At 59.2% G+C, this 26021-nt stretch carries 26 protein-coding genes, 3 tRNA genes and 8 pseudogenes; 18 read left to right on the top strand and 19 right to left on the bottom strand.

The annotated features are described in order from the left end of the window. Positions 1 to 36: 36 nt before the first annotated feature. The 8 genes and pseudogenes from GKE73_RS07880 to GKE73_RS07835 all read left to right on the top strand — a co-directional run bounded on the left by GKE73_RS07880 (position 37) and on the right by GKE73_RS07835 (position 7057). Positions 37 to 306 (top strand): M48 family metallopeptidase, encoded by a 270-nt coding sequence (locus tag GKE73_RS07880; RefSeq protein ID WP_230369654.1) that lies wholly within the window; start codon positions 37 to 39, stop codon positions 304 to 306. Then, positions 264 to 890 carry a M48 family metalloprotease gene (locus tag GKE73_RS07875; protein ID WP_230369653.1) on the top strand — a complete coding sequence of 209 codons (627 nt, stop codon included), beginning with the start codon at positions 264 to 266 and terminating at the stop codon, positions 888 to 890. The genes GKE73_RS07880 and GKE73_RS07875 overlap by 43 nt, the downstream gene beginning before the upstream one ends. Positions 891 to 1004: 114 nt before the next feature. After that, positions 1005 to 2255, top strand: a complete 1251-nt coding sequence (gene rsmB, locus GKE73_RS07870; RefSeq protein ID WP_230369652.1) for a 16S rRNA (cytosine(967)-C(5))-methyltransferase RsmB — start codon at positions 1005 to 1007, stop codon at positions 2253 to 2255. Beyond that, positions 2242 to 2691 (top strand): DUF4390 domain-containing protein, encoded by a 450-nt coding sequence (locus GKE73_RS07865; protein WP_230369651.1) that lies wholly within the window; start codon positions 2242 to 2244, stop codon positions 2689 to 2691. Before rsmB ends, GKE73_RS07865 begins: the two co-directional genes overlap by 14 nt. Before the next feature lie 51 nt (positions 2692 to 2742). Further along, the gene (locus GKE73_RS07860; protein ID WP_230369650.1) at positions 2743 to 3738 is read left to right on the top strand and encodes a hypothetical protein; all 996 of its coding nucleotides are present in this window, start codon (positions 2743 to 2745) and stop codon (positions 3736 to 3738) included. A 10-nt stretch (positions 3739 to 3748) separates the two neighbouring features. After that, on the top strand, positions 3749 to 4924 hold the full coding sequence (locus GKE73_RS07855) for a sensor histidine kinase (protein ID WP_230369649.1): 1176 nt from the start codon (positions 3749 to 3751) through the stop codon (positions 4922 to 4924). Next, positions 4924 to 6193 (top strand): annotated as a pseudogene (locus GKE73_RS22945) (sigma-54-dependent transcriptional regulator). The gene GKE73_RS07855 and the pseudogene GKE73_RS22945 overlap by 1 nt, the downstream one beginning before the upstream one ends. A gap of 106 nt (positions 6194 to 6299) precedes the next feature. Then, positions 6300 to 7057: pseudogene (locus GKE73_RS07835) on the top strand (HesA/MoeB/ThiF family protein). A 96-nt stretch (positions 7058 to 7153) separates the two neighbouring features. Here the strand turns inward: GKE73_RS07835 and GKE73_RS07830 are convergent. From GKE73_RS07830 to GKE73_RS07815, 5 genes and pseudogenes are all read right to left on the bottom strand, one after another. Continuing rightward, complete coding sequence (locus GKE73_RS07830) at positions 7154 to 7711, bottom strand: TlpA family protein disulfide reductase (protein WP_230369648.1); 558 nt, start codon at positions 7709 to 7711, stop codon at positions 7154 to 7156. 11 nt (positions 7712 to 7722) lie between these two features. After that, positions 7723 to 7971 carry an acyl-CoA thioesterase gene (locus tag GKE73_RS25495; RefSeq protein WP_376767300.1) on the bottom strand — a complete coding sequence of 83 codons (249 nt, stop codon included), beginning with the start codon at positions 7969 to 7971 and terminating at the stop codon, positions 7723 to 7725. A gap of 74 nt (positions 7972 to 8045) precedes the next feature. Continuing rightward, positions 8046 to 8129, bottom strand: a pseudogene (locus tag GKE73_RS25490) (thioesterase); the annotation flags it as partial. A 96-nt stretch (positions 8130 to 8225) separates the two neighbouring features. Beyond that, on the bottom strand, positions 8226 to 8600 hold the full coding sequence (locus tag GKE73_RS07820; protein WP_230369647.1) for a VacJ: 375 nt from the start codon (positions 8598 to 8600) through the stop codon (positions 8226 to 8228). Between the two features lie 14 nt (positions 8601 to 8614). Then, positions 8615 to 9487 carry an energy transducer TonB gene (locus GKE73_RS07815; protein WP_230369646.1) on the bottom strand — a complete coding sequence of 291 codons (873 nt, stop codon included), beginning with the start codon at positions 9485 to 9487 and terminating at the stop codon, positions 8615 to 8617. A gap of 228 nt (positions 9488 to 9715) precedes the next feature. On the opposite strand from GKE73_RS07815, the gene GKE73_RS07810 reads away from it, so the two are divergent. Then, complete coding sequence (locus tag GKE73_RS07810) at positions 9716 to 9964, top strand: DUF167 domain-containing protein (protein ID WP_230369645.1); 249 nt, start codon at positions 9716 to 9718, stop codon at positions 9962 to 9964. On the opposite strand, the gene GKE73_RS07805 is transcribed toward GKE73_RS07810, so the two are convergent. Next, a complete protein-coding gene (locus GKE73_RS07805) occupies positions 9957 to 10379 on the bottom strand; it encodes an FxsA family protein (protein ID WP_230369644.1) in 423 nt (140 codons plus the stop codon). The two genes, GKE73_RS07810 and GKE73_RS07805, sit on opposite strands and share 8 nt — an antisense overlap. Before the next feature lie 18 nt (positions 10380 to 10397). Here GKE73_RS07805 and cutA point away from each other — a divergent pair, with 18 nt between their 5' ends. The 4 genes from cutA (at position 10398) to GKE73_RS07785 (ending at position 11965) form a co-directional block, all read left to right on the top strand. After that, complete coding sequence (gene cutA, locus GKE73_RS07800) at positions 10398 to 10718, top strand: divalent-cation tolerance protein CutA (RefSeq protein WP_230369643.1); 321 nt, start codon at positions 10398 to 10400, stop codon at positions 10716 to 10718. A 145-nt stretch (positions 10719 to 10863) separates the two neighbouring features. Next, positions 10864 to 10939, top strand: a tRNA-Lys gene (locus GKE73_RS07795). Positions 10940 to 10968: 29 nt separating this feature from the next. Next, positions 10969 to 11044 (top strand) — tRNA-Lys (locus tag GKE73_RS07790). A 174-nt stretch (positions 11045 to 11218) separates the two neighbouring features. Beyond that, positions 11219 to 11965, top strand: a complete 747-nt coding sequence (locus tag GKE73_RS07785; RefSeq protein ID WP_230369642.1) for an MgtC/SapB family protein — start codon at positions 11219 to 11221, stop codon at positions 11963 to 11965. A 548-nt stretch (positions 11966 to 12513) separates the two neighbouring features. Here the strand turns inward: GKE73_RS07785 and asr are convergent. Then, positions 12514 to 13092, bottom strand: coding sequence for an acid resistance repetitive basic protein Asr (gene asr / locus GKE73_RS07780; protein ID WP_230369641.1), 579 nt, complete (start codon positions 13090 to 13092; stop codon positions 12514 to 12516). Between the two features lie 215 nt (positions 13093 to 13307). Here asr and GKE73_RS07775 point away from each other — a divergent pair, with 215 nt between their 5' ends. The 3 genes from GKE73_RS07775 (at position 13308) to GKE73_RS07765 (ending at position 14605) form a co-directional block, all read left to right on the top strand. Next, a complete protein-coding gene (locus GKE73_RS07775; protein WP_230369640.1) occupies positions 13308 to 13727 on the top strand; it encodes an HIT family protein in 420 nt (139 codons plus the stop codon). A gap of 111 nt (positions 13728 to 13838) precedes the next feature. Then, positions 13839 to 14447 carry a sulfurtransferase gene (locus tag GKE73_RS07770; RefSeq protein ID WP_230369639.1) on the top strand — a complete coding sequence of 203 codons (609 nt, stop codon included), beginning with the start codon at positions 13839 to 13841 and terminating at the stop codon, positions 14445 to 14447. Beyond that, complete coding sequence (locus GKE73_RS07765) at positions 14396 to 14605, top strand: sulfurtransferase (RefSeq protein ID WP_230369638.1); 210 nt, start codon at positions 14396 to 14398, stop codon at positions 14603 to 14605. The genes GKE73_RS07770 and GKE73_RS07765 overlap by 52 nt, the downstream gene beginning before the upstream one ends. 73 nt (positions 14606 to 14678) lie before the next feature. Here GKE73_RS07765 and GKE73_RS07760 read toward each other — a convergent pair whose 3' ends face one another. Further along, positions 14679 to 15362, bottom strand: a complete 684-nt coding sequence (locus GKE73_RS07760) for an RBBP9/YdeN family alpha/beta hydrolase (RefSeq protein ID WP_230369637.1) — start codon at positions 15360 to 15362, stop codon at positions 14679 to 14681. Then, positions 15363 to 16140, bottom strand: a pseudogene (locus GKE73_RS07755) (exodeoxyribonuclease III). It lies immediately after the preceding gene. Between the two features lie 79 nt (positions 16141 to 16219). On the opposite strand from GKE73_RS07755, the gene pyrE reads away from it, so the two are divergent. After that, positions 16220 to 16861, top strand: a complete 642-nt coding sequence (gene pyrE / locus GKE73_RS07750) for an orotate phosphoribosyltransferase (protein ID WP_230369636.1) — start codon at positions 16220 to 16222, stop codon at positions 16859 to 16861. Continuing rightward, the gene (locus GKE73_RS07745; RefSeq protein WP_230369635.1) at positions 16845 to 17465 is read left to right on the top strand and encodes a DUF4124 domain-containing protein; all 621 of its coding nucleotides are present in this window, start codon (positions 16845 to 16847) and stop codon (positions 17463 to 17465) included. Before pyrE ends, GKE73_RS07745 begins: the two co-directional genes overlap by 17 nt. 55 nt (positions 17466 to 17520) lie before the next feature. Here GKE73_RS07745 and GKE73_RS07740 read toward each other — a convergent pair whose 3' ends face one another. The 10 genes and pseudogenes from GKE73_RS07740 to GKE73_RS07695 form a co-directional block, all read right to left on the bottom strand. Then, on the bottom strand, positions 17521 to 17850 hold the full coding sequence (locus GKE73_RS07740) for a hypothetical protein (protein WP_230369634.1): 330 nt from the start codon (positions 17848 to 17850) through the stop codon (positions 17521 to 17523). Between the two features lie 141 nt (positions 17851 to 17991). Next, positions 17992 to 18067: transfer RNA gene (locus tag GKE73_RS07735), tRNA-Lys, on the bottom strand. A gap of 332 nt (positions 18068 to 18399) precedes the next feature. Continuing rightward, a pseudogene (locus GKE73_RS25485) lies at positions 18400 to 18881 on the bottom strand (M48 family metalloprotease). A 531-nt stretch (positions 18882 to 19412) separates the two neighbouring features. Continuing rightward, positions 19413 to 23257, bottom strand: a pseudogene (locus GKE73_RS07720) (DUF3683 domain-containing protein). Positions 23258 to 23418: 161 nt separating this feature from the next. After that, positions 23419 to 24421 (bottom strand): annotated as a pseudogene (pdxA, locus tag GKE73_RS07715) (4-hydroxythreonine-4-phosphate dehydrogenase PdxA). Then, on the bottom strand, positions 24418 to 24642 hold the full coding sequence (locus tag GKE73_RS22935) for a peptidylprolyl isomerase (protein ID WP_280954826.1): 225 nt from the start codon (positions 24640 to 24642) through the stop codon (positions 24418 to 24420). The pseudogene pdxA and the gene GKE73_RS22935 overlap by 4 nt, the downstream one beginning before the upstream one ends. Before the next feature lie 7 nt (positions 24643 to 24649). Then, positions 24650 to 24865 (bottom strand): peptidylprolyl isomerase, encoded by a 216-nt coding sequence (locus GKE73_RS22930; RefSeq protein WP_280954825.1) that lies wholly within the window; start codon positions 24863 to 24865, stop codon positions 24650 to 24652. Then, on the bottom strand, positions 24832 to 25065 hold the full coding sequence (locus GKE73_RS07705) for a peptidylprolyl isomerase (RefSeq protein WP_230369631.1): 234 nt from the start codon (positions 25063 to 25065) through the stop codon (positions 24832 to 24834). Before GKE73_RS07705 ends, GKE73_RS22930 begins: the two co-directional genes overlap by 34 nt. 271 nt (positions 25066 to 25336) lie before the next feature. Then, positions 25337 to 25483 (bottom strand): annotated as a pseudogene (locus tag GKE73_RS07700) (SurA N-terminal domain-containing protein); the annotation flags it as partial. 230 nt (positions 25484 to 25713) lie between these two features. Next, entirely contained in the window at positions 25714 to 26001 is a 288-nt protein-coding gene (locus tag GKE73_RS07695) for a hypothetical protein (RefSeq protein WP_230369630.1), read from the bottom strand. Between the last annotated feature and the right edge of the window lie 20 nt (positions 26002 to 26021).

The raw sequence follows: 26021 nt of genomic DNA, 5'->3' as shown, positions 1-26021 counted from the left end.
CGTCATGTCCGGTACGATAGTCAACAGAGGTGGGATGTGGAAAACGGAATCAAGACAGCGCTATTGATGGCGGCGATCGTCGCCCTGTTTGGCGTGATTGGTGCCATGCTGGGTGGCCGCAACGGCATGTTGCTGGCCCTGCTGTTTGGTGGGGCGATGAACGTGTTTGCCTACTGGAACTCCGACAAAATGGTGTTGCGGATGTACAACGCCCGGAAGTGGATGCCCAGTCAGCACCGGAGTTTTATGGCCTGGTGGCGGAGTTGGCGCAACGTGCCGGCTTGCCGATGCCGCGTGTCTATGTGATCCACGAAGACCAGCCCAACGCCTTTGCCACCGGTCGTGATCCGGAGCATGCTGCGGTAGCCGCCACCAGTGGCATCATGCGCATGCTCGATTACCGCGAGCTACGCGGTGTGATGGCGCATGAACTGGCTCACGTGCAGCACCGTGACATCCTGATTTCCACCATCTCCGCCACCATGGCGGGGGCGATTTCCGCCTTGGCCAATTTCGCCATGTTCTTTGGCGGCCGTGATGAAGAGGGTCGGCCGGTCAACCCCATCGCCGGGTTGCTGGTTGCCTTGCTGGCGCCGCTGGCGGCCAGCGTCATCCAGATGGCCATTTCCCGCTCGCGCGAATTTGAAGCGGACCGCGGCGGCGCTCAGATTTCCGGCGACCCGCTGGCGCTGGCCAATGCCCTGCACAAGATCGAGTACTACGCGCAGGGCATCGTCATGCCAAGTGCCGAAGCGCATCCGGAAACCGCGCAGATGATGATCATCAACCCGCTCACCGGTGGCGGCAGCATGGGCGACCTGTTTCGTACCCATCCGCGCACCGAAGAGCGTATTGCCCGGCTGCAGGCCATGGCGCACGGCGCCGCCTAGTTGCCGATGGAAATGGTAAGCACGGCATGTTCATGCTTCGGCCAACCTTGAATTCGAACACGATCAGGCCAGTGTCCAGCGACGGCACTGGCCGGTTTTTTTGAAAGTAACCGCATGCATCGCATACAGGAACTGGCGGCCGATGTGCTCGCTCAGGTGGAAAACGGGGTGACGCTCACTGCGGCGCTGGCACACGCGCAACAACAGGCGGGCACCCTCACCCCCGCCGAACATGGCGCCTTGCAGGACTTGTGTTATGGCTCGCTGCGCCATCTGGCGCGCCTGCGTTTCTGGTTGCGCCGACTGGTGCCGCGCCCTTTGCCGGAGCCTACCGTGGAGCGGGTGCTGATGGTGGCGTTTTACCAACTGGCGTATACCCGTGCAGCCGAGTACGCCGTGGTCAACGAGGCCGTCACCTTGGCCAGCCGTCTGGCTCGCGGCGGTTTCAAGGGGCTGGTAAATGGCGCCTTACGTAACTTCCTGCGCCAGCGTGAAGCACTGAATCTGGCGGCCGACAAGGATCTGGAAGCCAGCACCAACCATCCGCGCTGGTGGATCAAGCAACTGAAGCAAGCGTATCCGCAGCAGTGGCAGCAGGTGGTGGACATGGACAACAGCCATCCGCCGATGACCTTGCGCCTCAACCGCCGCCATGTTGGTAATGCCGAATATCTGGCGCGCCTGGCGGAGCTGGGCATGCAGGCCGAGAGTCTGGGTGAAGGCGCGGTGCGTCTGTCCAAGCCGGTCAACGTGCGCGACCTGCCCGGGTTCAGTGCTGGCCATGTCTCGGTGCAGGACTGGGGCGCCCAGCAGGCGGCATGGCGGCTAGATGTGCAGGATGGCCAGCGGGTACTGGATGCCTGCGCGGCGCCGGGGGGCAAGAGCTGCCATTTGCTGGAACTGGCGGATATCCAATTAACCGCGCTGGATGTCGATGCACAGCGGTTGGCACGGGTGCAGGACAATCTTGACCGACTGGGCTTTTCCGCCACCTTACTGACCGGCGATGCCTCCCGGCCGCAAAGCTGGTGGGATGGTCAGCCGTTTGACCGCATTCTGGCGGACGTGCCGTGTTCCGCCACCGGGGTGGTGCGCCGCCATCCGGACATCAAGTGGTTGCGTCGCCCCGGCGATTTTGCCGAACTGGCGCGCCAGCAGGCGACGATGGTCGATGCGCTGTGGCCGCTGCTCGCCTCGGGCGGCAAAATGCTATACGCTACCTGCTCGATTTTCCCGCAAGAAAACCGCGACCAGCTGCAGGCATTCCTGTCCCGTCATGCCGACGCGACCTGTCTGAATGATGAGCAGCTGTTGCCCTGTGAGCGTCATGACGGCTTCTATTACGCGCTGCTTGAGAAGCATTAGCCTGATTTTCTGGCTGCTGACCTGTACCGTTGCCACGGCACAGGCCGAAGGCATTGCTCCGCGCCGTGCCGAGGCTTTGCTGATGAGCGACGGCCAGCTGTCGGTCAGCACCCGCTTTCAAACCCGGCTGCCCTATAGCCTGACCGAAACGCTGGCGCAGGGCGTGGTGCTGACTTTCCGGCTGGAATTTGAACTGACCCGGCCACGCACCACCTCGTATTTCCTCGATCTGCGCCAGTGGTTCGAACCGCACGCCTCGCTGGCGTTCAAGCTGGCTTACCAGCCGCTGACCAACCGTTATCGCGTCACTATCGGCAGCCTGTCCAATTACTATGCCTCGCTGAATGAAGCCCTCAATGCCATGGGCGGCATTCAGGATTGGCGCGTATTGGAGCCCGGCGCGCTTGATCCGCGTCGTCCCAGTCAGGTGGCTTAAGGGTGCGCTTGTCGCTGGATATTGGCGAATTGCCAAAACCGTTCCAGCTCAATGCCCTGGCTCGTCCGACTGGTCGCTGTCATCCGGTTGGCAAAATCTGGTGATCAGCCGGGAGAGCAATTGATGCGTTACGCCGCGATTGCGCTGGCTGCTTTGGGTTCCATCTTGCTGTACCTGCTGGCGGTGGCCACCGGCAATGCCTCCAAGTTGGCCGAATATTACTGGTGGGTGTTTGGCCTCAACAGCCTGCTGCTGGCGGCCTTGCTGGGGGTGGTGGTGCGGCAGCTGGTGCGCCTGCGCCAGCGCGTCAAAGGGCGGGTTTTTGGCGCCAAACTCACGCAAAAGCTGGTAATGATGTTTGCCGTGGTGGCGTTGGTGCCGGGGTTGCTGGTGTTCACCATTTCTGCCCAGTTTCTCACCCGCAGTATCGAAAGCTGGTTCAACGTCAAGGTCGAGTCCGCGCTGGACCGTGGCCTCGGGCTCGGGCGCAATGCACTCAATTACGTGCTGGAAGATGTCAGCCGCAAGAGCCGTGTGGTGCTGGATGATCTCGACATGTTGCCCGAAACCATCCTGCCTAATCGGCTGGAGCGCTCGCGCCAGCAATTGGGATTGCGCGATATCGCCGTGTTTGCCCGCAATGGCGAGCTGATCGCCGCCGCTGGCGTGAGCCGCGGACGGCATGTGCAGGCGCCATCGCGCGAGGTCATGCGTACCTTGCGGCAACGCCAGCCACAGGAAACCATCGAAAACGACGGCGCCAATGGCCTGATCCTCAAAGTGGTGCTGAGCTATCGTTCCTCCAGCGGCCAGCCTCGGGTGATGCAGGTGACGCAGGCCGCGCCACAGGCCATTGCTCATGATGCCGAACTGATCGAAACGGCGCGCGCTGAATACCGCCAGCTGCTGTTATCCCGTTCCGGACTAAAAACTTTTTACATGCTGACGCTGGCGCTGGCCTGCCTGTTGGCCCTCACCTCCGCCTTGGCCTTTGCCTTGGTGTTGTCCGAGCGCCTGTCGGCCCCGCTGTCCGAACTGGCTGTTTAACGCGCGTGCGGTGGCGCAGGGCGACTTTTCCAAACGCCACCCGGTATACCGGCGTGACGAGTTGGGGATGCTGACCACGCTGTTCAACCGCATGACTCAGCAACTGGATGAAGCCCGGCAAGTGGCCGACCAGAACCGGCTGGCGCTGGAAAGCGGCAAGCTCTATCTGGAAAGCATTCTGGCCAACCTGTCGGTAAGCGTGATTGCCTTTGATGCCAACTGGCAGGTGCGTGCCGCCAACACCAGTGCCGCGCGTATCCTGTCGATAGATTTTGCCGAACTGGCCCCGTTTGCCCCGGCGCAATGGCCGGAACACGTGCCCGCGCTGGCGGCGCTGGTGGAAACGCTGTTGATGCGTTGCGAACAGGAAAAAGAAAGCGAATGGCAAACCCAGCTGGAATACGCCACCACACAGGGTGAACGCTCCCTGCTGGTGCATGGCGCCCGCTTGCCCGACCGCTCTGGCAGTGGTTACGTGCTGGTATTCGACGACATTACCGAGTTGGCACGTGCCCAGCGCGACGCCGCCCTGGGGGAAGTTGCCCGACGGCTGGCGCATGAAATCCGCAATCCGCTGACGCCGATCCAGCTGTCGGCCGAACGGCTGGCCATGAAGCTGACCGCCAAGTTGCAGCCTACCGATGCCGACATGCTCAAGCGCTCCACCGATACCATCATCAAGCAGGTGGGCGCCCTCAAAAACATGGTGGATGCGTTCCGCGATTACGCCCGCGCACCGCGCATCAAACTGTCGCGGCTGGACCTGAACCAGCTGGTGCGCGAAGTCATTACCCTGTACGAATCCAATCCGGCGGTGAAGATGCGACTGCACGCCGGATCGCTGTGCATCATGGGCGATGCCGCCCTGTTGCGTCAGGTTTTGCACAATCTTATGCAGAATGCGCAAGATGCGGTTCTTGACGTTGACAACCCGATGATTCAAATTAGCAGCCGACAAGAAGGAAAAAACGCGGTCGTCAGCGTGGAGGACAATGGTTCAGGCTTCAGTCAGGATATTCTTCCCCGCGCTTTTGAACCCTATGTCACCAGTAAATCCAAGGGGACGGGGTTGGGGCTGGCCGTTGTGAAAAAAATTGCAGAGGAACACCATGGACAGGTTGCGCTGGAGAACGCCGTGCCGCATGGCGCACGTATCCTGCTTACCCTGCCATTGCTGGAGGCCTAATGCGTAGCAGTGATATTTTGATTGTTGACGACGAGATCGGTATTCGCGAACTGCTGTCAGAAATTTTGCAGGATGAAGGTTATACCGTCGCCACGGCGGAAAATGCCGAAGTCGCTCGTCAATTACGTAACCAAACACGCCCGGCACTGGTTTTGCTGGATATCTGGATGCCCGATTGCGATGGCGTCACCCTGCTAAAGGAGTGGGCCAAAACCGGTCAGCTCAATATGCCGGTGGTGATGATGTCCGGTCATGCCAGCATTGATACGGCCGTGGAAGCTACCCGTATCGGCGCCTTTGATTTTCTGGAAAAGCCCATTGCCTTGCAGAAGCTGCTGACAACGGTGCAACGCGCACTGAAGTACGGCGACATGCAAGCCAATACCTCGCTCAATCTCGACAAACTGGGGAAGAGTGAACCGATCCAGGAACTCAAGCGCCAGCTGGAGCGGGTGGCCAAGGTGAAGTCACCGGTGCTACTTACTGGCGAGCCCGGTTCCGGTTTTGAACTGGTGGCGCGTTTTTTCCATCAGGGTAATACCCCCCGGGTCACGCCCGCCAAGCCGGAACAGCTGGCCGACGCACCGCTGGAGCTGTTGCAAAAGGCTAATAACGGCGTGCTGTTCTTGCCGGAAATCGGCCAGTACAGCCGTCGGATACAGCAAGGGCTGTTGTTTCTGCTCTCCAAGCTGGACCGCTTCAATGTCCGTCTGCTGTGTTCCTGCAGCTAAGCCGTTACAGGAATTGCTGGTCGACCCGGAGTGCGATAACCGTTTGTTGACCGCGCTATCCAGCGTGATTGTGCCGATTCCGCCGCTGCGTTCACATGCCGAAGACATTACCTGCATCGCCGAGCAGATTCTGACCGAGTTGATCGAGTCCAAGCAGGTGCCGCCTCGCAAGCTGACGACCTCGGCGCTCAATGCCCTGCGTCAGTACGACTGGCCCGGCAATCTGGAACAGCTGCGCAGTATCATCAAGAGTCTGGCGCTGACAGCTGAATCGGATGATGTCGACGCGGGCGAGGTGAACAAGGTTCTTGCGCAGTTCCGCCACGACAAGCCGGTGGAAGAGTCCGGTTTTGATTTCAACATGCCGCTGCGCGAATTGCGCGAGCAACTGGAACGTCGCTATTTCGAGTACCACATCTCGCTGGAAAACGGCAACATGAGCCGGGTGGCACAGAAAGTGGGGCTGGAACGCACGCACCTGTACCGCAAGCTCAAGCAGCTGGGGATCAAGTTTATCCGCAAGACAGCGGAAGAATAACCGCATTTGCTGTTTGCGCCGCAACGCCAGCCTTGTGCTGGCGTTTTTGTTGCAGGCAGCGGAACGTATTGTCGCGAGTGCGACTCTGCATTAGGCTTGGCTAATGATGACTGAACTGAACGATGCAGCGCTGTTGCGCTACAGTCGGCATATTTTGTTGCCGGAAATTGATATTGCGGGGCAGCAACGCCTGGCGGCGGCGCGCGTGTTGGTGCTGGGGGCTGGCGGGCTAGGCTCGCCGGTGCTGCTGTATCTGGCTAGTGCCGGTGTGGGCCGGATCAGTGTCGCCGACGACGACGTGGTGGAACTGACCAATCTGCAGCGCCGGTGGCGCACAGCATGGCAAGCCCGGGGCAGAACAAGGCGTGTTCGGCGGCCGCGCAGATGCAGGCGCTCAACCCCGAGGTGCAGGTAACGACCTTGGCCGAGCGGCTGGCTGGCAGCAGGTTGGCCGAAGTAGTCGCCGCTCACGATCTGGTGCTGGATTGTTCCGATAACTTTGCCACCCGTCATGCGGTCAACCGCGCGGCGGTGGCGGCCAAAGTGCCGCTGGTGTCCGGGGCGGCAGTGCGGTTTGCTGGCCAACTGGCGGTGTTTGATGCGCGCCACGAAGATTCGCCCTGTTATCACTGCCTGTTTCCGGAGGAAGGCGAGGCAGGTGATGGCCCGTGCGCTACCTTTGGCGTGTTGGCGCCGCTGGTCGGGGTGATTGGCAGCCTGCAGGCGGTAGAGGCGCTCAAACTGTTGATCGGCCTGCCCAGCCCGTTGGGGCAACTGACACTTTATGACGCGCTGACGGCGCAGTTCCGCCATGTGCGCGTGCCGCGTGACCCGGCGTGTCCAGTGTGTGGTTCACAACATTAAGCGCATCCGCCGCTGTTCGGCCAACCTGATGTAGTGTGCCTAATAAAAATGCCGTTCCTGTGCTGGAACGGCATGCTGTTCAATGGGGTGATCGGCTCAGGACTTGAGCTGTTGGTCCAGTAATTGCCGTACTTCGCTGAAGTTCATCTCGCCAACGTAGTGTTTGAGGATGTTGCCCTGTTTGTCGATGATGAAGGTGGTCGGCGTCAGCTGGATGTCGCCAAATGCCTTGGCGACGTTGCCCCGGCTATCTCGCGTCACCATGAACGGCAGGGCGTTCTTGGCGACAAACGCCTTGACGTAGTTTTCCGGATCGTAGCTCATCGCTACGGCGACCACTTGCAGGCCGCGGCTGGCGTATTGCTCATGCAGTTTCTTGATTTCCGGCATCTCTTCCACGCAGCCGGAACAGCTGGTCGCCCAGAAGTTTACCAGCACGACTTTGCCCTTCAGTGCTTCGATGCTGCTCGACTGGCCGGACAGGGTGGTGAAGGCCACCTGCGGTGCCGGTGTCTGATTGAAAAATGCAGTGTATGCGATCAGCCCGATCACCACGGCTGCCAAAAGAGCAATCAATCCCTTCTTCATCTTGTGTTCCGGTGTGTCATTCAGTGAGTTTGGAGTTTCGGCCAACCTTGCGGTTGGCCGTATCATTTGCCCTGGTGTTATTGGTCCTGCATGGCCTGCAGGAGTTCCTTTAATGATCCTTCAAGCGGCACGGCCTTGTTTTGTTTGCCGTCAAAGGCGACAAAGGTAACGTCGGCTTCGGCTACCACGGTATCGCTGCCATCCAGTACCACGCGCTGATGCATGACGGCGCTGCGATGACTGATGCTCTTGACCGAGGTGGCGATCGCCAGTTGGTCGCCCATGGTGGCCGGATAACGGTAGTTGATGTTGATGTTGACCACCACCAGGGCCGGGCCAGACTGCAGGAACCGGGCAGGTCGCCGCGCTCTTCAAAGAAACTCCAGCGCGCTTCTTCCAGAAACTCCAGATAGCGTGCGTTGTTGACGTGGCCATACAGATCAAGATGATAACCGCGCACCTTGATGTGGGTGAGATGTGGCATGGTGTGTTTCCCCTTGTTGTTGTGCGCCATGCGTTGCCGTGTACCCGGCTGTCGATGGACGCCTCCTCGTGTGGCACGTTGGCCGAAACCGCCGGATCAGTCGTGTTGATCCAGATCCAGCGGAACAAACGGTTCACGCTCTAGTGGCGTGTCAACCAGGTCGGTCAGGACCGAATGAATTTCTACCTCGAACCACTCGGCAAACAGCGCCGGGCTGAGGTTGTCAGGCCAGAAGGCATCGTCATCACACCAGTCTGCCAGCTCGGACTGAAACAGCAGGCGGTAATGTTGCAGTACAAAGTCTTCGGCACTGGCGTAATCGTCAGCGGCCGGGATCAGCAGGGCATTGCAGTCGCGCGTCAGCGCCTCCAGCGTCAGTGCGCCGTTCAGCCCACCCGGCAGGGCGCGTAGCCGGGCGAGAAACGGCGCCTTGGGGCGGATGATGGCAACACTGCGATTCACTTCAAACATGAGGGCTCCTTGGGTTAACGGCTGGAGAGCTGGTTATCCCGGGTAAAAACGAATCGTTGCACGATCTGCTGGCTGGGAAAACGGCTGGCCAGCGACGGCGGGAATGGGGCAAACGGGGCGCATAGCTCCACAATGTGCCGCGCGGCATTGTCCAGAATGTCGCTGCCTGAGCTGCGGCTCACCCGCATGCTGCGCAGGCTGCCGTTGGCGTTGACCGTGACCACCAGCGTGACCGCGCCGTGGACATCCTGACGGCGTGCTTCATCCGGATAGTTCAGGTTGCCGATCCGCTCCACCTTCAGGCGCCAATCTTCCTGATAACGCGTCCATTCATAGCCGCGCGTGGCAAGGCCCACGTCCTGTTTGCCCTTGCCACTTTCCAGATGATTGTCTGACAGTGCCTCATCCCCACGGCGCTGCGCCAATTCGCCCACTTGCGCCAGCAGGCTACCGGCCGTCAGACTGCCCGGTTTGCTGGAGGACGGCGGCGTTACGCTACGGCTATGGCGTGTCGGTTGCGACGTGGTTAACGTGGGAGCGACGGTTGGTGCTGGCGCCGGGCTGGTTTCTGTCCCCGCTTTGGCCGCGCCATCTACTGCCAGCGGGCGCGCCTGATGATGCGCCGGTGGTAGGCAATGCTGAGTATTACCGCCGCCATCGGCATTCTGTATGCCCAGGCGTTGTGTCTTGGGTGGTTTCAGTGTGGGCTTGCTGCTCAGCCTTACACTCAGGGTCTGGCCTTCCGGCATGCTGAAAGAGCGTACCCACGACAGGCCGCTTAAGGCACTAAACAGCAGAACATGCGCCAACAACGATGCCCCGATCATCAGAGCGAGGATGACGTTATGCGATGAATCGTCAGCGTAGCGATGTGGAGTCAGGGACATGGGCTTTCTTCCGGATATGCCGGGAAGTTTAGCATGGCTGGCTGGCAAAACAGCGGATGGGCGACCGTTGGCTGTGGTGTCGGCCCGACAACCAAACCAGCGTCACGGGTTGACAGGCCAAAGCTTGACGCCGGGTGTCTCGGCATTACTACAATGGCGGCTTTGGCTTGGCAAATCCCATGAAACCATGGCTTGTCGTTCAGCACGACCGCATCCGGCTGACCCTGCATGTTCAGCCGGGTGCCAAGAAAACCGAACAGGCTTTACGAGCACGGTGACTGCCTGAAAATCAGGCTGGCCGCGCCGCCGGTGGAAGGCAAGGCCAATACCGCGCTGCTACACTGGTTAGCCTCGCGGTTTGGTGTGCCCAAGCGCGCAGTCGTCTTGATCTCCGGTGACAAGAGTCGCCATAAGGTGGTGGAGATCCATGTCAGCCAGAGCGCCGAACAGGTGTTGTCCGTCTTGGGAATCAGTTGATGCGGCGGCTGGGGTCGGTCGGTTCGTCCACCCGGTGATATTCGCCCTCAATCACATCCTCTGCTGTACCTGTTGGTCGAGGGCCTACCGGCAGCGCCGGTCCCTTGAAGGGCAGTAACAACAGCACGGCGAAGAGGTCGCTGATCACCCCGGGGATCAAGAACAGGATACCTGCCAACAGATAGCGCAGCGGCCACAGCAGGCTGTAGATCGACACGCGTTCGCCCTGATTGAGTACGCTACCAAGCGTCAGCAGCGCCGCCAGTTTCTGGTTGCGTAGCATGCCGATACCCAGAATGGCGGTAAAGATCACCCACAGCAGTACCGGGCCGCTGCCAAAATGGTCGGCCAGGCTCACCAGCGTGGCAATCTCCAGAAAAGGGTAGAGGAGTAGAATCAGTAACAATGCACGCATCGGGTTCAGGTGTCCGTTATGAAATATTTACTGGTTATTTGTAACGCGCCAGACGCCGCTACTGCCCGGCAACTGGCAAGTACTCTGGTTGCCGAACAGCTGGCGGCTTGTGTCAATATTCTGGCACCGTGCCTGTCGGTTTACCGCTGGCAGGGGCAGCTGGAAGAAACCGAGGAAATTCCGCTGTTGATCAAAACCACCCAACCTGCGTATGCGGCCTTGCAGGCCGGGTTGGCCGAACTGCATCCTTACGAGGTGCCGGAAATCATCGCCCTGGATATCGAGCAGGGGCTGCCTGCCTACCTCACATGGGTCTCCAGCTTACACGCTTTCAAGTAGCTGACAGATTTTCGCGCCGCCATATCGCTCATCCGCAGGGTTTTCGGCGTGATTCACGTCTCGGCAATTTGTGGAATTTACAAAAGAAAAGCGTGTAATGGCTTGACGCCGATCGAAGAGTTATTTATAGTTTCGCTCTCTCGAGGGGTCGGTAGCTCAGCTGGTAGAGCAGCGGACTTTTAATCCGTTGGTCGCGAGTTCGAATCTCGCCCGACCCACCACGAGAACCCAAACCTGCTTGCAAGGTTAAGGGTCGGTAGCTCAGCTGGTAGAGCAGCGGACTTTTAATCCGTTGGTCGCGAGTTCGAATCTCGCCCGACCCACCAAGTATTATCAGCAAAAAGCCCAACCAAACCGGTTGGGCTTTTTGTCATTCTGCAGCCCTGCCCGGGGCCGCCCGATTCATTGGGCTACCATGTTGCGTTCCTCGGTGACAGCGTGCTGCGCAACTAGGTTACAGTACGCCTTTCTCTTTCTCTACCAATGTCGCTTATATTTTTATGAATCTTTTTCCTTCTTCTTTAGTGACGGGTTATTGGTCAGAAAACTTCGTCGACGTTAATGTCGTGATTGTTCTCAATCTGGTCGGCGCGTTGATTCTTGGCATTCTGGTGGGCTATGAACGCTCCTACCGGGGGCGTGCGGCAGGGATGCGTACCTATGGACTGGTGTGTATGGCCTCTGCCGCATTGACCGTGGTGGTGGGATATCCGGCCTACTGGTATGGCGGTCATCTGGCTGACAGTGTCGGCGATCCGACCCGGGTAATACAGGGGATTGTGACCGGCATCGGCTTTTTGGGCGCCGGTGTCATTATGAAAGATGGGTTCAATATCAGCGGCCTGACCACGGCCGCTTCCATCTGGGCTGCCTCCGCCATTGGTGTGCTGGTTGGTATTGGCTTCTATGCGGCTGCCATCATGTTGACGCTGATTTCGGCGCTATCAATGAGCCTGATTTCGTATCTGGAGGAATGGTTGCCGTCGCATCCCGCCATTGGTGTGGTGTTACGTTTCAACCAGGGCTTTGTGCCGGACGAACAGGTACTCAAGCAAGCGGCATTAGAACGTGGCTACGATATTGTGCCCAGTACCCTGTCGATTTCTTATCAGGACGGACAGCCGGAGTGGCACTTCATTGCCATGGCGCGAAATAAGCATCAGGGCGCTTCGTTGGCGCAACTGGCGGGTGAATTGTCGCGCTTTGAGGGGGTGCAAAGTTTCAGCATGACGCATGCGCGCAATTGATGGGGCATTGTCTATGGGGTGGCCATGCCCTTGCGCGGATAAGGCCTCTCTCCATGCGCTCTGGACTACCTATTAAGCAGGCACGAAGCGTGAAGGAGTGGAAGTTCCGTTTCTGTAATCCCCAAGGCTTTTACTGGGCCTCGGCCATAGTCTGGGGCGGGCTGCAGGCAATGCGATGTGTCTGGTCGAATACCTTTGGGTGCGCCGAGTGCTCGAACAGCTGCCGCTGCTGTGCCAAGCTACTAGACAGAGCTGTGTCCGTTTGCGGGGCGTGGTCAATTCTTTATTCTGTGGTTTCGGCTGGTGGCACCAGCTTACACCAGAGGTGGTGCTTGGTCGTCTGGCTGTTGCCATGTGCCATAGCTGTTGGGTTCAGGGTTGTGGGCCCATGGTTGTCATTCCCGCGCATGCCGCCGTTGAGGGGGCTGTGCAACGGGTGGTGATGGGTATGGTGGAGCTCAGGACGGAGTTGATGCGGGTGCAACAAACAAAAAGAGGAGACCGAAGTCTCCTCTTTTTGATCCGTAGCAGGTTAACCTGCGAGGGAATTACTTAGCAGCGGAAGCGGCTTTTTTAGCGGCTTTCTTAGCAGCTTGAGCTTTTTGTGCCGGAGCAGAAGCGGCTTTCTTAGCTACTTTCTTAGCGGCTTGTGCTTTTTGAGCGGCCGGAGCGGAAGCGGCTTTTTTAGCGGCTTTCTTAGCAGCTTGAGCTTTTTGTGCCGGAGCGGAAGCGGCTTTCTTAGCGGCTTTCTTAGCGGCTTGTGCTTTTTGAGCGGCCGGAGCGGAAGCGGCTTTCTTGGCTTTTTTGTGCTTTTTAGCAGCTTGAGCCTTTTGTGCCGGAGCGGAAGCAGCTTTTTTAGCTACTTTCTTCTTAGCGGCTTGAGCTTTTTGTGCCGGAGCGGAAGCGGCTTTCTTTTTAGCAGCTTTCTTGGCAGCTTGAGCTTTTTGAGCGGCCGGAGCGGAAGCAGCTTTCTTAGCTACTTTCTTGTGTTTTTTAGCGTGGTGCTTGGCTTTAGCCGGAGCAGCTTTGGCAGCCTTAGCAGCCGGAGCGGAAGCTTCAGCAGCGAAACCAGCAGCAGAGGTCAGACCAAATACGGTAGCAACCAGCAGAGCGGCGATTTTTTTCATGAGTGAGACTCCTAGAAATTTTAACGTACAGTTAACTGGAGCACCGCACTGGTGCTTCCTTGGCGAGCATATTAGGAGTGAGGCCACTGAATCGTCTGTGAGAACAATGTAAATCATTGTAACCAATCGTACAGAGCGGGCTGGTGTGATGCTTTCAAGCGCAATGGGCGCGGGTAGAATGCACTAGAACCCTGCTTTAACTGTGGAGAGTGTGCATGCAATGTGAACTATGCCAACCACCTGCCGGTCCGGTCTTGTATCAAGATGAGCACCTACATGTCATTCTGGTGGACGAACCCGGTTACCCCGGGTTTTGCCGGGTGATCTGGAAGCAACACGTCAAGGAGATGACCGACCTTACGCTGGCCGAGCAACAGCACCTGTTTCACTGGGTGATGTTGGCCGAACAGGCGTTGCGCGAGGTGATGCAGCCTACCAAGATCAATCTGGCCAGTTTGGGCAATGTCGTGCCGCATTTGCACTGGCATGTCATTCCGCGGTTTGCGGATGATGCGCATTTTCCGAGCCCGGTCTGGGCGGCGGCGCGACGTGAGGCAAGCGGGCGGGCATGGCCTGATTTGGCCCGCCAGCTGCAAGAGGCGCTGGCACGCCTGGCGGCCACAGCCAAGGCATGAGTTTTGCTGATTGTTGAGAGCTATCATTCTGGAACCGCTTGCCAGCCTCTTGAGGACGGCTGTTAAGCGGCTCCCTTGTCGGCGTATGGCCGACACATCCAAGGAGAGCCGATGTACACCACATTGATCAGTGCCGAACAATTGCAGTCGCTGGGTAACCAGAATGTGGTCATTCTGGATTGCCGTTTTCAACTGACCGACCCGGATTATGGTTTGGCCGCTTATGAGGCCGGGCATATTCCCAATGCCCATCATCGTCATCTGGACTATCACTTGTCGGGTGTCAAGTCCGGCAGCAATGGCCGCCACCCATTACCGGATGGTCAACGTCTGGCCGTCGATTTTGGTGCCTTGGGCATTACGCCGGAGGTGCAGGTGGTGACGTATGATGATGCGGGCGGAATGTTTGCCGCACGCGCCCGGTGGTTACTGCGCTGGCTGGGGCACGAGGCCGTAGCGGTACTGGATGGCGGTATGGCGGCCTGGCTGGCAGCTGGCGGTGCGTTGTCGACCGATGCGGCCCATCGTTCGACCTGCCGTTTTCCTATTCGCAACACGTTGGCCGAAGTCGTGTTGGCAGATGAGGTGCTGGCGAATATTGCCGAGCTTAAGCATTCACGCTGGTTGATGCCCGTTCGCCGGAGCGTTTCCGTGGCGAAGGCGAGAACATGGACCCGGTGGGTGGGCATATTCCCAGCGCGCGTAATCGTTTCTTCATGAACAATCTGCAGGAAAACGGCACCTTCAAGCCTGCCGCACAACTGTGCGCCGAATGGCAGCAGTTGCTGGGGCCGGTGGCCGATGGCCGCGAGGTGGTGCACCAATGTGGCTCCGGGGTAACCGCCTGCGTCAACTTGTTGTCCATGGAGCATGCCTAGGCCTGACCGGGAGCCGCTTGTATGCCGGTTCGTGGAGCGAATGGTGCAGTGACCCGACTCGCCCGGTGGAGCGTTAAACCACTGCACTGGTGATGACTGGGCGCCATGGCTCGGGTGGGCCATGGCGTGTTCGGCCAACTTGCTGGATGGTGGTTGGTGTCAGCCCAGCATCAGCCGCTGTATCCACTTTTGCCCATCCCGCCACGGACCTAGGCTGCCCGGCTGCCCATGTGGCCCGCCTTGTTGAAGCGTCTACCAGCCGCGTACCCCAGATGGCGGCCAGACGTTGCGCTTCGTCAAATGGGCAGAACGGGTCGTCCTGACTGGCGACCAGAATCGTTCTGACCGGCAAACGTTGCTCGCGCGCGCCACCAAACCCGGCGAAGCTGGGCAAGGCGGCATCGGCAGGCAATTCGCCGCTGGCGCGCATTTGTTGCGGCGTGATGGGCAAGGCCGGTGGGGCAACCAGCAACATGCCTTGTACCTTGCCCTGTTGTACCAGCGACAGGGTCAGCAACCATTCGATGGCGGTGTGGCAACCCGGGCTGTGGGCGGCAATGACCACCCGGCCGGGGACTTGTTCCACCGTTTTTTCCATGGCCGCAACCCACGCATCGCGTTCCGGATACAGCCAGTTTTCCTGTTCGACACGGGCGCTCAGCGGGTAGCCGTGTTCCCAGATGGTTTGCCAGTGGCGGGGCCCGGAATTGCCCCAGCCGGGTACGGTAATCAGGGTAATATCGTCATCGTCGAGCATTTACAGCTCCCGTTCATAATCGACAATCAGCGGCGCGTGGTCGGAGAATTTTTCGTCTTTGTAGATGCTGGCGTTCTTGGCGCAGGCCATCATGCCCGGCGTCACGATGTGATAGTCGATGCGCCAGCCCACATCCTTGGCATAAGCCTGCCCGCGGTTACTCCACCAAGTGTAGCCCGGTTGATCCGGGTAGAGCGTGCGCCGGGGCGTCGCGCCAGTCGGCGCGGCCGAGCAGGTCGGTCATCCAGGCGCGTTCTTCTGGCAGAAAGCCGGAGTTTTTCAGATTGCCTTTCCAGTTCTTCAGGTCGATTTCCTGATGGGCGATGTTCCAGTCGCCGCAGATCACGATGTCGCGGCCAGCGGCGCGCAGTGCTTCCAGATGCGGCATGAACACATCGAGAAAGTCGAATTTGATCTGCTGGCGATGGTCGCCGCTGGAGCCGGAGGGCAGATATAGCGACACCACGGATAGTTGGCCGAAATCCAGTTGCAGATAGCGGCCTTCGCAGTCGATCCAGTCTACCCCCAGCCCTTCCACCACCCGATCCGGCACATGGCGGGTGTATACACCGACCCCGCTATAGCCCTTTTTTTCCGCGTAATGAAAGTAGCCGGTCAAGCCATCCGGCTGGCGCATGCGTTCACTCAGATCGGCGGCTTGCGCCTTGAGCTCCTGTACGCAGACAAAATCGGCGGCCGTCCCGGCCAGCCAGTCAAAAAAACCTTTCTTGTCGGCCGAACGGATGCCGTTGAGGTTGGCCGAAACGATTCGAAGCAAGTGTCTCTCCCGTGCTATGCTTGCTGGCTATCTAGCCAGCCATTCATTCGTTAATCATGCGATCTTCAAAGGGGCCACAATGAGCGATTTCCGACAGGACTTTATTCGTTTTGCACTCGACCAACAGGTGTTGAAATTTGGCGAGTTCATCACCAAGGCGGGTCGGAAATCCCCGTATTTCTTCAACAGCCTGTTCAATGATGGTGCTTCCACACTGCAGCTGTCGCGTTTCTACGCGCGTGCCATCGAGACCAGCCAAGTGTCGTTCGACATGCTGTTTGGGCCAGCCTACAAGGGTATCATCCCGGCGGCGGCCACGGCCATGGCGTTGGCCGAAAACGGCCGTAACGTGCCGTTTGCCTACAACCGCAAGGAAGCCAAGGACCACGGTGAAGGTGGTACGCTGGTGGGTGCGCCGCTCAAAGGCAAAGTGCTGATTATCGATGACGTGATTTCCGCCGGTACTTCGGTACGCGAATCGGTGGAGCTGATCCGCTCCGCCGGAGCCGAACCGGCTGGGGTGGCCATTGCCTTGGATCGCATGGAGCGTGGCACTGGCACCCTGTCCGCCGTACAGGAAGTGGCGCAGCAATACGGCTTGCCGGTGGTGGCCATTGCCACGCTGAACGACCTGCTGGGGTTCCTGCAAGGCAGCCCGGCGTTGGCCGAACACCTCGAAGCGGTGCGCGCCTATCGTCAACAATATGGAGTCGATGACTGATGCGCTGGCCTGCCGGAGTGTTGCTGTCATGGCTGATCGCCGGTGTGGCACAGGCGGAGCCTTTTATAAATGGGTGGACGAGGCAGGGCACGTGCATTACAGCGACAGCCCGCCGCTGCAATCCCAGCAGCAAGGCGTGGCGGAGTTGTCGCGCCAAGGCATGATCAAGCGCCCGGCGGAAAGTCCCGCTGCCCGCCACCAGCGCGAAGCGGCCGAGTTGGCCGAACAGCAGCAACAGCGCTTGCAAGCCGAGCAACGGCGGCGTGATCGCGCTTTGCTCGACAGCTACCGCTCGGTCAACGAATTACGTGCTGATCGGGAAAAAGAACTGGTCACGCAGCAGACGCTGCTCACCAGTTTGCAGGCACGGCAGCGTGACCTGACGAATCAGCTGCAGGGCCTTCAGCGCGAGGCCGACGCACTACGGCGCCGTGGGGCCACAGTGCCGCCGGTGTTCATGCAAAATAGCCGGGTCTTGCAGCAGGAGCTGATCAACAACCGGCGTCAGATCGTCAACAAGCAGGCAGAAATCCAGACGGCACGACAAAATCTTGCGCAGGACGTGCAACGCTTGCAGCAGCTCACCGCCTCGGCGGCGCATTAAAGCCCAAAAAAAGCGGTGGAGAATATTCCGCCGCTTTTTTCATGGTGGACTCAGGTTATTGCCCACCTTCCTTGCGTTTCCACGCCTCATCCAGACCCTTTGCCACCGTATCCATACTTTGGCTGGCCGCTGCTTGTCCGCTGGTGGCCGCCGTCAGTTCTTCATCGGTTCGTTGCAGAGCCATTTGCGCATCTGCCAGCCGTTGTTCGGCCAGCGTTTTTGCCTGGCGTGCTTGCTCGAGGCGGGCATTGGCTTGCGTCAACTGGCTGTTGGCTTGCTGATAGGCCATCTGTGCCGCTAACAGCTGCTCGTCAACCGTTTGGGCGCTTGCCATGCCAGCCCAGCTCAACCACAACGCCAGCGGGTAAATAAAACGTCTCAACATGACAGGTATCCTTGGCTTAAGCGCAGAGGAGCCTATTATCGGGTAGCGATGGGGCGGCAGGCAATGCCAAGTGGATGGAGGAATACTCCTCATCGGGAATGCATGAAAAAAGCCCCGCCTAAGCGGAGCTTTTTTCGGTATTGGTGGGCCGTGAGTGGCTCGAACACTCGACCAATGGATTAAGAGTCCACTGCTCTACCAACTGAGCTAACGGCCCAATGCGGAGCATTATAGGCGCTCCAACGCCGATCGGCAACACCAAATTCATCAAAGCGTCATGATGCCTGTGGGTAAAGGTGGTTGAATCATTGCCGATTTACTTAAAAATACAATGATAAACAAATACTTATTCAGATGTTGGTCATCGGTTTTGGGCTCCCACGTCAGCCAGATTCCAGCCTGATTTAGTGGTGACTCCAAGGGTAATTGGTGTTGTGGCGAGTGATGGTGACGACGGTGTTGGTCGGCTTTCAAGCTATTGCCCCGGGCCGAGGCAGCAAAAAGCCCGGCTTGGGCCGGGCTTGGGGGAGCGTAACAAGAGCGTGCAGATTACAGCAGTTTTTCAACCTTGGCGGCGCGTTCCAGCGGAGCCGGGTGCGAGGCCAGTACGCTGCTGTCGTTGCCACCCAGCGCTGCCAGTTTTTGCAGGGCAGAAACGGCGGCTTGGGTGTTGTAGTGATGGCGTTTCAGGAATTCAACTGAGTACGCATCGGCATCACTTTCCGGCTTTGCGAGAACTGGGCATTAACCAGTTTTTCGGCAAAATTACCCAGTTCGGACGAAGACAGGGCGGTCAGGGAACCGTTGCCACTGGCAGCAGCGGCATTACGCACGGCTGTAGTGCCATAGGCCAGTTGCATGGCTTTGCGGGTGTGGCCCAGTTTTACGTGGCCGATTTCATGGCCGATAACATAGCGCACTTCATCGTCAGTCATTTTGTCCATCAAGCCGCTGTAGACACGGACAGTGCCGTCAGCCATGGCAAAGGCATTGATGTCTTTGGTGAGATACACCTTGAAGTTGAGGTTCATCCCTTCTTCGTTTTTCATGCCTTTGGTGATACGTGCCAGACGCTTGCTGTACGCGCTGCTGGCCGGGGCAATTTTGTTCTGCTTGTCGAGGGTCTTGCGAGATTCAGAGGCCAGTTGTTTAACGTCGCTATCGCTGAGCGTAGCGGTTTTAACCATGTCACTACCAATTTTGATGGCTGAACCCAGATCAAATGCGTGAGCAGCACCGGCGAGGCAGACGGCGCTGGCGGCGCCTACGATCCATTTTTTCATCACGATTTCCTGAACGAGTGGAAGAAACCCGATCAGCATAATGATTTTGTCATGAAAAGCAAGGGGGCACGGTTAGCCTTTAAGATAACTGTTATTAGCTGCTGTTTTGATTGAAGGGAGTGGCTTGGCCAGCCTTTTGGGCCCGCGGGTTACGGTGGGAGACGCACTCATTGTGGCCTTACCGCGTTAGCCGGTACGGTGGGGATGAAGATAAAAAGTTGGCCGAATACCCGGAGAGGGGCGTTCGGCCAACGTGTATGGCGGCAAGTGGTTTTTCGATTACAGCAGCACGCGCTCGATGCCGCCGTTGCGCGCTTTCTCCACGTAATCCTTCATCCAGTTGTCACCCAGAAGGTGCTTGGCCATTTCCACCACGATGTAGTCGGCTTCGGTGGCCGTATCCGGGCTGTAACGCGATAGACCTTGCAGGCAGGATGGGCAGGAGGTAAGGATCTTGACCGGTTTGGCTTGCGGCTCACCGCCGGTGAGCTTGGCCAGATCCTTGTTGATTTCCTCTTCCTTGCGTGAGCGCACCTGCGTGGCAATGTCCGGGCGGGCGGCGGCAAAGGTGCCGGATTCGCCACAGCAGCGGTCATTCTGGATAACGCCACCCCCCAGCAAGCTGTTGGCCACCTGTAGCGGCTGATACAGCTTGATCGGCGTGTGGCATGGGTCGTGATACATGTATTTTTGGCCGCTGAGGCCGTCCAGTTTCAGACCCTTTTCCATCAGGTATTCGTGGATATCGATCACACGGCTGCCCGGGAAAATCTCGTCGAAGTGGTATTTGGCCAACTGGTCGTAGCAGGTACCGCAACTCACTACCACGGTTTTGATGTCGAGGTAGTTGAGCGTGGTCGCCAGGGCGGTGGAACAGCACCCGGTTTTCCGTGGTGATGGCATCGCCTTTGTCCTGATAGCCGGATGCCGTTTGCGGATAGCCGCAGCACAGGTAGCCCGGCGGCAGGACGGTTTGTGCGCCAACATGCCACAACATCGCTTGAGTGGCGAGGCCGACCTGGCTGAACAGCCGTTCCGAGCCGCAACCGGGGAAGTAGAACACGGCTTCCGCATCTTCTGCCACCTGCGGGTTGCGGATCACCGGGATGATGGTGTCGTCTTCCACGTCCAGCAGCGCCCGCGCCGTTTTCTTGGGCAGGCCGCCGGGCATCGGTTTGTTGATGAAGTGAATCACCTGTTCCTTGATCGGCGCCTTGCCTACCGTGGACGGCGGCTGTTTGGTCTGATTGCCGATCAGCCCAAGTTTCTTGCCCGGTTGTTGCCCAGTCGCTGGGCCTTGTAGGCGATGCCGACCAGCCCGGTACGCATGGCCTTGATGGTGGCCGGGTCCTTGGCGGTGAGGAATGCCATGCCGATGGCGGTGCCGGGGTTGAACGACTTGTTGCCGGTTTTGCGCAGGAAGTTGCGCATGGCCACGGAGACATCGCCAAAGTCGATTTTGACCGGGCAAGGCTTCACGCAACGGTGGCAGACCGTGCAGTGGTCGGCCACATCGGACAGTTCCTCAAAGTGTTTGAGGCTAACGCCACGACGGGTTTGTTCTTCGTAGAGGAAGGCCTCGGTCAGCAGGCCAACGCCGAGAATCTTGTTGCGCGGGCTGTACAGCAGGTTGGCGCGCGGCACGTGGGTGGAACACACCGGTTTGCACTTGCCGCAGCGCAGACAGTCTTTCACCATGTTGGAGATGGTGCCGATGTCTGACTGCTCCAGAATCAGCGATTCGGCGCCCAGCAGCTCGAACGAAGGCGTGTACGCCATGGTCAGGTCGGCGCCGGGCAGCAGTTTGCCGCGGTTGAAGTGGCCGTTGGGGTCTACGCGCTGTTTGTAGGCGCGGAACGGGCCGATTTCTTCTTCCGACAGGAACTCCAGCTTGGTGATACCAATGCCGTGCTCGCCGGAGATCACGCCGTTGAGGTTGCGCGCCAGCGCCATGATGCGTGCCACCGCCTTGTGCGCGGTTTGCAGCATGTCGTAGTCGTCGGAGTTGACCGGAATGTTGGTATGCACGTTGCCGTCACCGGCGTGCATGTGCAGGGCGACGAACACCCGGCCACGCAGTACCTTTTGCTGGATCTTGCGCACCGCCGCCAGCAGCGGAATGTCATTGTTGCTGGCAAACATGTTTTCCAGCGGTTCCAGCAGCTCGCGTTTCCAGCTGACGCGCAACTGGAAGTCGCGTTGAGCCTTGAACAGGGTTTCCGGCTGGGCGTCCGGGTTATCCAGCGGGGCGTGCGGATAGCGTGTGCGGTAGTCGGCAAACGGCGCATCCAGATTGTCCAGCATCCACTGCCAGCGTTCTTTTACTTCGGCCAGCAGTTCCAGTGCACCTTCGCGGCGTTCGCCAATCAGCTCGTCGGCGGACAGGGCGGTGTTCTCGCTGTCCATCGGCAGGTGGCCGCGGAAGAATTCGGCCAACGTATCCACCAGCTTGAGCTTGTTCTGCATCGACAATTCGATGTTGATGCGCTCGATGCCGTCAGAGTAATCACCCAGCCGGTGCAGCGGGATCACCACGTCTTCGTTGATCTTGAAGGCATTGGTATGGCGGGCGATGGCGGCGGTGCGGCTGCGATCCAGCCAGAATTTCTTGCGCGCTTCCGGGGTAACGGCAATGAAGCCTTCACCGGTCCGGGCATTGGCAAAGCGGACGATCTGGCTGGCCGCTTCGGCGACGGCGTTTTCATCGTCGGAAACGATATCGGCCAGCAGAACCATCTTGGTAAGCCCTTGGACTTGGCCTTGGTGGCGTAGCCCACGGCGCGGACATAGCGCCAGTCGAGGTGTTCCAGCCCGGCGAGCTGTACGCCGGATTTGAGGTTGGCGCCTTCCGGTTTGAAGTAGTCGGTGATTTCGACAATGGCCGGTGTGGCCTGCGCCACCGTACCGAAAAATTCCAGACACACGGTACGGGTGTGTTTGGGCATGCGGTGCAACACGAAGCGCGCGCTGGTGATGATGCCGTCGGTGCCTTCTTTTTGCACCCCCGGCAAACCGGCGAGGAACTTGTCGGTGACGTCTTTACCCAGGCCCACCTTGCGGAAGGCGGCGCCGGCACGACCAGTTCTTCTTGCGAGATCAGCGTTTTGCCGTCTTCCTGCAGCCGGGTGATGCGGAAGGTGACGGTTTCCACATCGTGAATCTTGCCGTAGTTGTGGTACAGGCGTTCGATGAACATCCAGTTGCCATCGGGGTCCACCATCTTCCAGCTGGCAAGGTTATCCAGCGTGGTGCCCCACAGTACGGCTTTTTGCCGTAGCGTTCATGGCCACGTTACCGCCGATGCAGGAGGCTTCGGCCGAAGTCGGGTCGACGGCAAAGACCAGCCCGGCGGCGCTGGCCGCTTCGGCCACGCGCGCGGTAACCACCCCGGCGCCGCACTGAATGGTGGCCTGTTTGCCTTCCAGTCCCGGCAGGTCAACGTATTCGACGCCGTTGTGCAGGTTGAGTTTTTCCGTATTGATGACTGCCGACATGCGGTCCAGCGGTACCGCACCGCCGGTGTAACCGGTGCCACCACCGCGCGGGATGATGGTGAGACCCAGTTCGATACAGGCCTTGACGAGCGGGGCTATTTCTTCTTCGGTATCCGGGCTCAACACCACAAACGGATATTCCACACGCCAGTCGGTAGCGTCGGTAACGTGCGAGACCCGCGCCAGACCGTCAAACAGGATGTTGTCCTTGCGCGTGAAGCGCGACAGTTTTTTCAGAATGGCGGCGCGCAGGGCTCGGGTTTCAGCAAACTGCTGTTCGAAACGATCGACGGCCTGGTGCGCAGCAACGATCATCAGCCCGACTTTTTCGTTGCCTTCACGCCGTTTCTCTACTTCGTTCAGGCGGTGGCGCATCGCCTCCACCAGCGCGGACAGGCGCTTGGGGTTGTCCAGCAGGTCATCCACCAGATACGGGTTGCGGTCCACTACCCAGATATCGCCCAGCACCTCGAACAACATGCGGGCGGAGCGACCGGTTTTGCGCTCGGCGCGCAATTCTTCCAGCAGTTGCCACATGGGCTCGCCCAACAGGCGGATGAAGATCTCGCGGTCCGAGTACGAGGTGTAGTTATAGGGTATTTCCCGCAGGCGCTGATGGGTGGTGGTCATTGTCCGTTATGCTGTAAGTCTGGGTAATTGGCTGAATTTTAGCTGAATTGTGGCGGCGCGGAAAATCACATCGTCAATAGGGTGAAGGCTGTGGGATGCAACTGCCCGGTTGGGCGGGAGTAAACCGGCGGGGCGGCGCGACTGGCCGCTGGCTCGCCGGTTCAGGCTTGAGCCGTTGTCTGCCGGTTGGTCGCCAGTGTTTCGGCCAACTTTACCGCTTCAAACAGGCTACCCGGATCGGCGCGACCGCTACCGGCCAGATCAAGCGCGGTGCCGTGATCGACCGAGGTACGGATGATGGGCAGCCCCAGTGTGATGTTGATGCCGTAAGCACCGAAGCTGGCATGTTTCAGCACCGGCAAGCCCTGGTCGTGGTACATCGCCAGCACGGCATCGCACTGGGCCAGTTTGTCCGGGTTGAACAGGGTGTCAGCCGGTAGCGGGCCGACCAGATCCATACCTTCGGCCCGTAGGGCGGCCAGTACCGGTTCGATGACATCGATTTCCTCGCGCCCCATGTGGCCGCTCTCACCGGCATGCGGGTTGAGACCGGCCACCAGAATACGTGGCCGGGCGATGCCGAACTTGCCGATCAGGTCGGCCTGCAGGATACGGATCACGCGCGTCAGGCTGTCGATGGTGATGGCGTCGGGCACGGCGCGCAGCGGCAGGTGGGTGGTGGCCAGCGCCACGCGCATGCCACCGCTTAGCCAGCATCATTACCACCAGCGGGGTATGGGTGCGTTCGGCCAGATACTCGGTATGGCCGGTAAACGGCATGCCGGCGTCGTTGATGACTCCCTTGTGCACCGGCGCGGTGACCATGGCGTCAAACTCGCCGCGCAGGCAGCCGTCGATGGCGACATCCAGCGTGTTGATCACGTAGCGGCCATTGGCCGGATTGAGGATGCCAGCCTGCACGCTGGCGGCCAGCGGTACATGCCAGACTTCCAGCGTGTTGGCGGTAGGCGGCTGGCCGGGCTGGTAGTCGCACAACTGGCCGCGCCAGCCCAGTTGCTGTGCACGGGCCTGTAGCAGCGTTTTGTCGGCAATCACCACGCAGCGCGCGCGGCTGCCGCTTTCGGCCAACCTGAGTACCGGTCCGATGCCTAAGGCGGGTTCGCTTACGGTGATGGCCAGTACGGGCGGGCGCTGAGGACTCATTCGTCGTTCAATCGTTCTTCGACGAAGGCCGAGTCACGTTGCTGGCGTACCCAGTCGGTATAGGCTTGTTCGATCTTGCGTGCGCGGATTTGCTGCTTGATCAGCTGGCGTTCGCGGTCGCCGGAGACGTCCCGGGTCCGCTTGCCTTCCAGCAAAATCAGGTGCCAGCCAAACGGCGAACGCACCGGTTCGGATACGCTGCCCGGTTGCAGCGCCAGCATGGCCTTTTCAAATTCCGGTACGGTGTCGCCACTGGCTCAGCCAGCCCAGATCGCCACCCTTGGCATTGCTGCCGTCTTCGGAATAGAGCTTGGCCAGATCGGCAAACTTGGCGCCGCGTTGCAGGCGGTCGCGGATTTGCAGCAGACGGGCCTTGGCATCGCTTTCCGATACCGCTTCGTTGGTACGGATCAGGATATGGCGCACATGGTATTGCTCAACCATAACCGGCCCGCCGCCAAGGCACGCTTATCCAGCAGCTGGAAAATGAAAAAGCCTTGCTGGCTGCGGATCACGCCGGTGTTCTGGCCGATTTTGAGCGAATCGAGCAGGCCGACGAATTCCGGCGGCAGCGAGGTGGCGGAGCGCCAGCCCAGTTCGCCGCCCTTGAGGGCGTTGGGCGCGTCGGAATAGCTGGCGGCCACTTTGCCAAACGGCTGACCGGCTTTCAGCTCGGCACTGGGCTTTTTCTGCCTTGCGCGCCGGGGTTTCGATCTGTTTGGCGTCGGCCCGTTCCGGCACGCTGACCAGCAGGTTGGCCAGCCGGTATTCCGAACGATTGCTGGTTTGTGCGCTCTTCAGCACCTGCTCGACTTCGGTGTCAGTGACATTGACCTTGGCGCCGATTTCGTTGTTTTTCAGACGCGACAGCGTCAGTTCACGGCGGATTTCGTCCTTGAAGCGTGCCAGCGGCACCCCTTCCTTGGCCAGTCGTGCCTGCAAGGCGGCAACGCTGAGCTTGTTTTGCTGTGCCAGATTGGCAATGGCTTGCTCCACATCGTTGTCTTCGATGCGGATGCCGCTGTTGTTGGCATATTGCAGCTGGACTTCCTCGGTGATCATCTGTTCCAGCACCTGCTTCGCCAGCACGTCGGGTAAGCGGGGTGACTTTTTGCGCAACCAGCTGTTTGGTGGCATCGTCCATGCGGCGCTGTAGGTCATACTGGGTGATGACGTTTTTGTTGACTACGGCGACGATACGATCAACGGCGCGCACCGGGGTCGGAGAGGTGGCAGCCGGGCCGACTGCATGGCCGTTGCAACCAGTAAGGCGAGTAGGGTCTTTTTCATGGTCATGGTTGAAGGTCGTTGATCTTGCTGTAGCCCGGTATGGCCAGCCGCAGGGTGTCGATCGGGTTGTTGCCCAATCCGCCCAGGCCATTAAGCTCCAACTGTAGGAAGATGGCGTTTTTGGTGTTGGTGAAGTCGGTGACATAACGTTGGCCGACGACGCGCAGTACCCAGCAGCCGTCGTTGTACTCCACCCCTGCCAGTTGCTCAAGCGGTTTGCGGTCGATCAGCGAGTAGTTCTGCCGTGCCAGCGCATACCAGCGACGGGCGATGGGCCACTGTACGCCCAAGTCCGCCCGGCGTAACGGCC

The organism is Paludibacterium denitrificans (assembly GCF_009707705.1).
In the GTDB taxonomy this organism is placed as follows: Bacteria; Pseudomonadota; Gammaproteobacteria; order Burkholderiales; family Chromobacteriaceae; genus Paludibacterium_A; species Paludibacterium_A denitrificans.
Note: the sequence above shows the minus strand (reverse complement) of the source record. Positions and strands in the feature narration are given on the sequence as shown.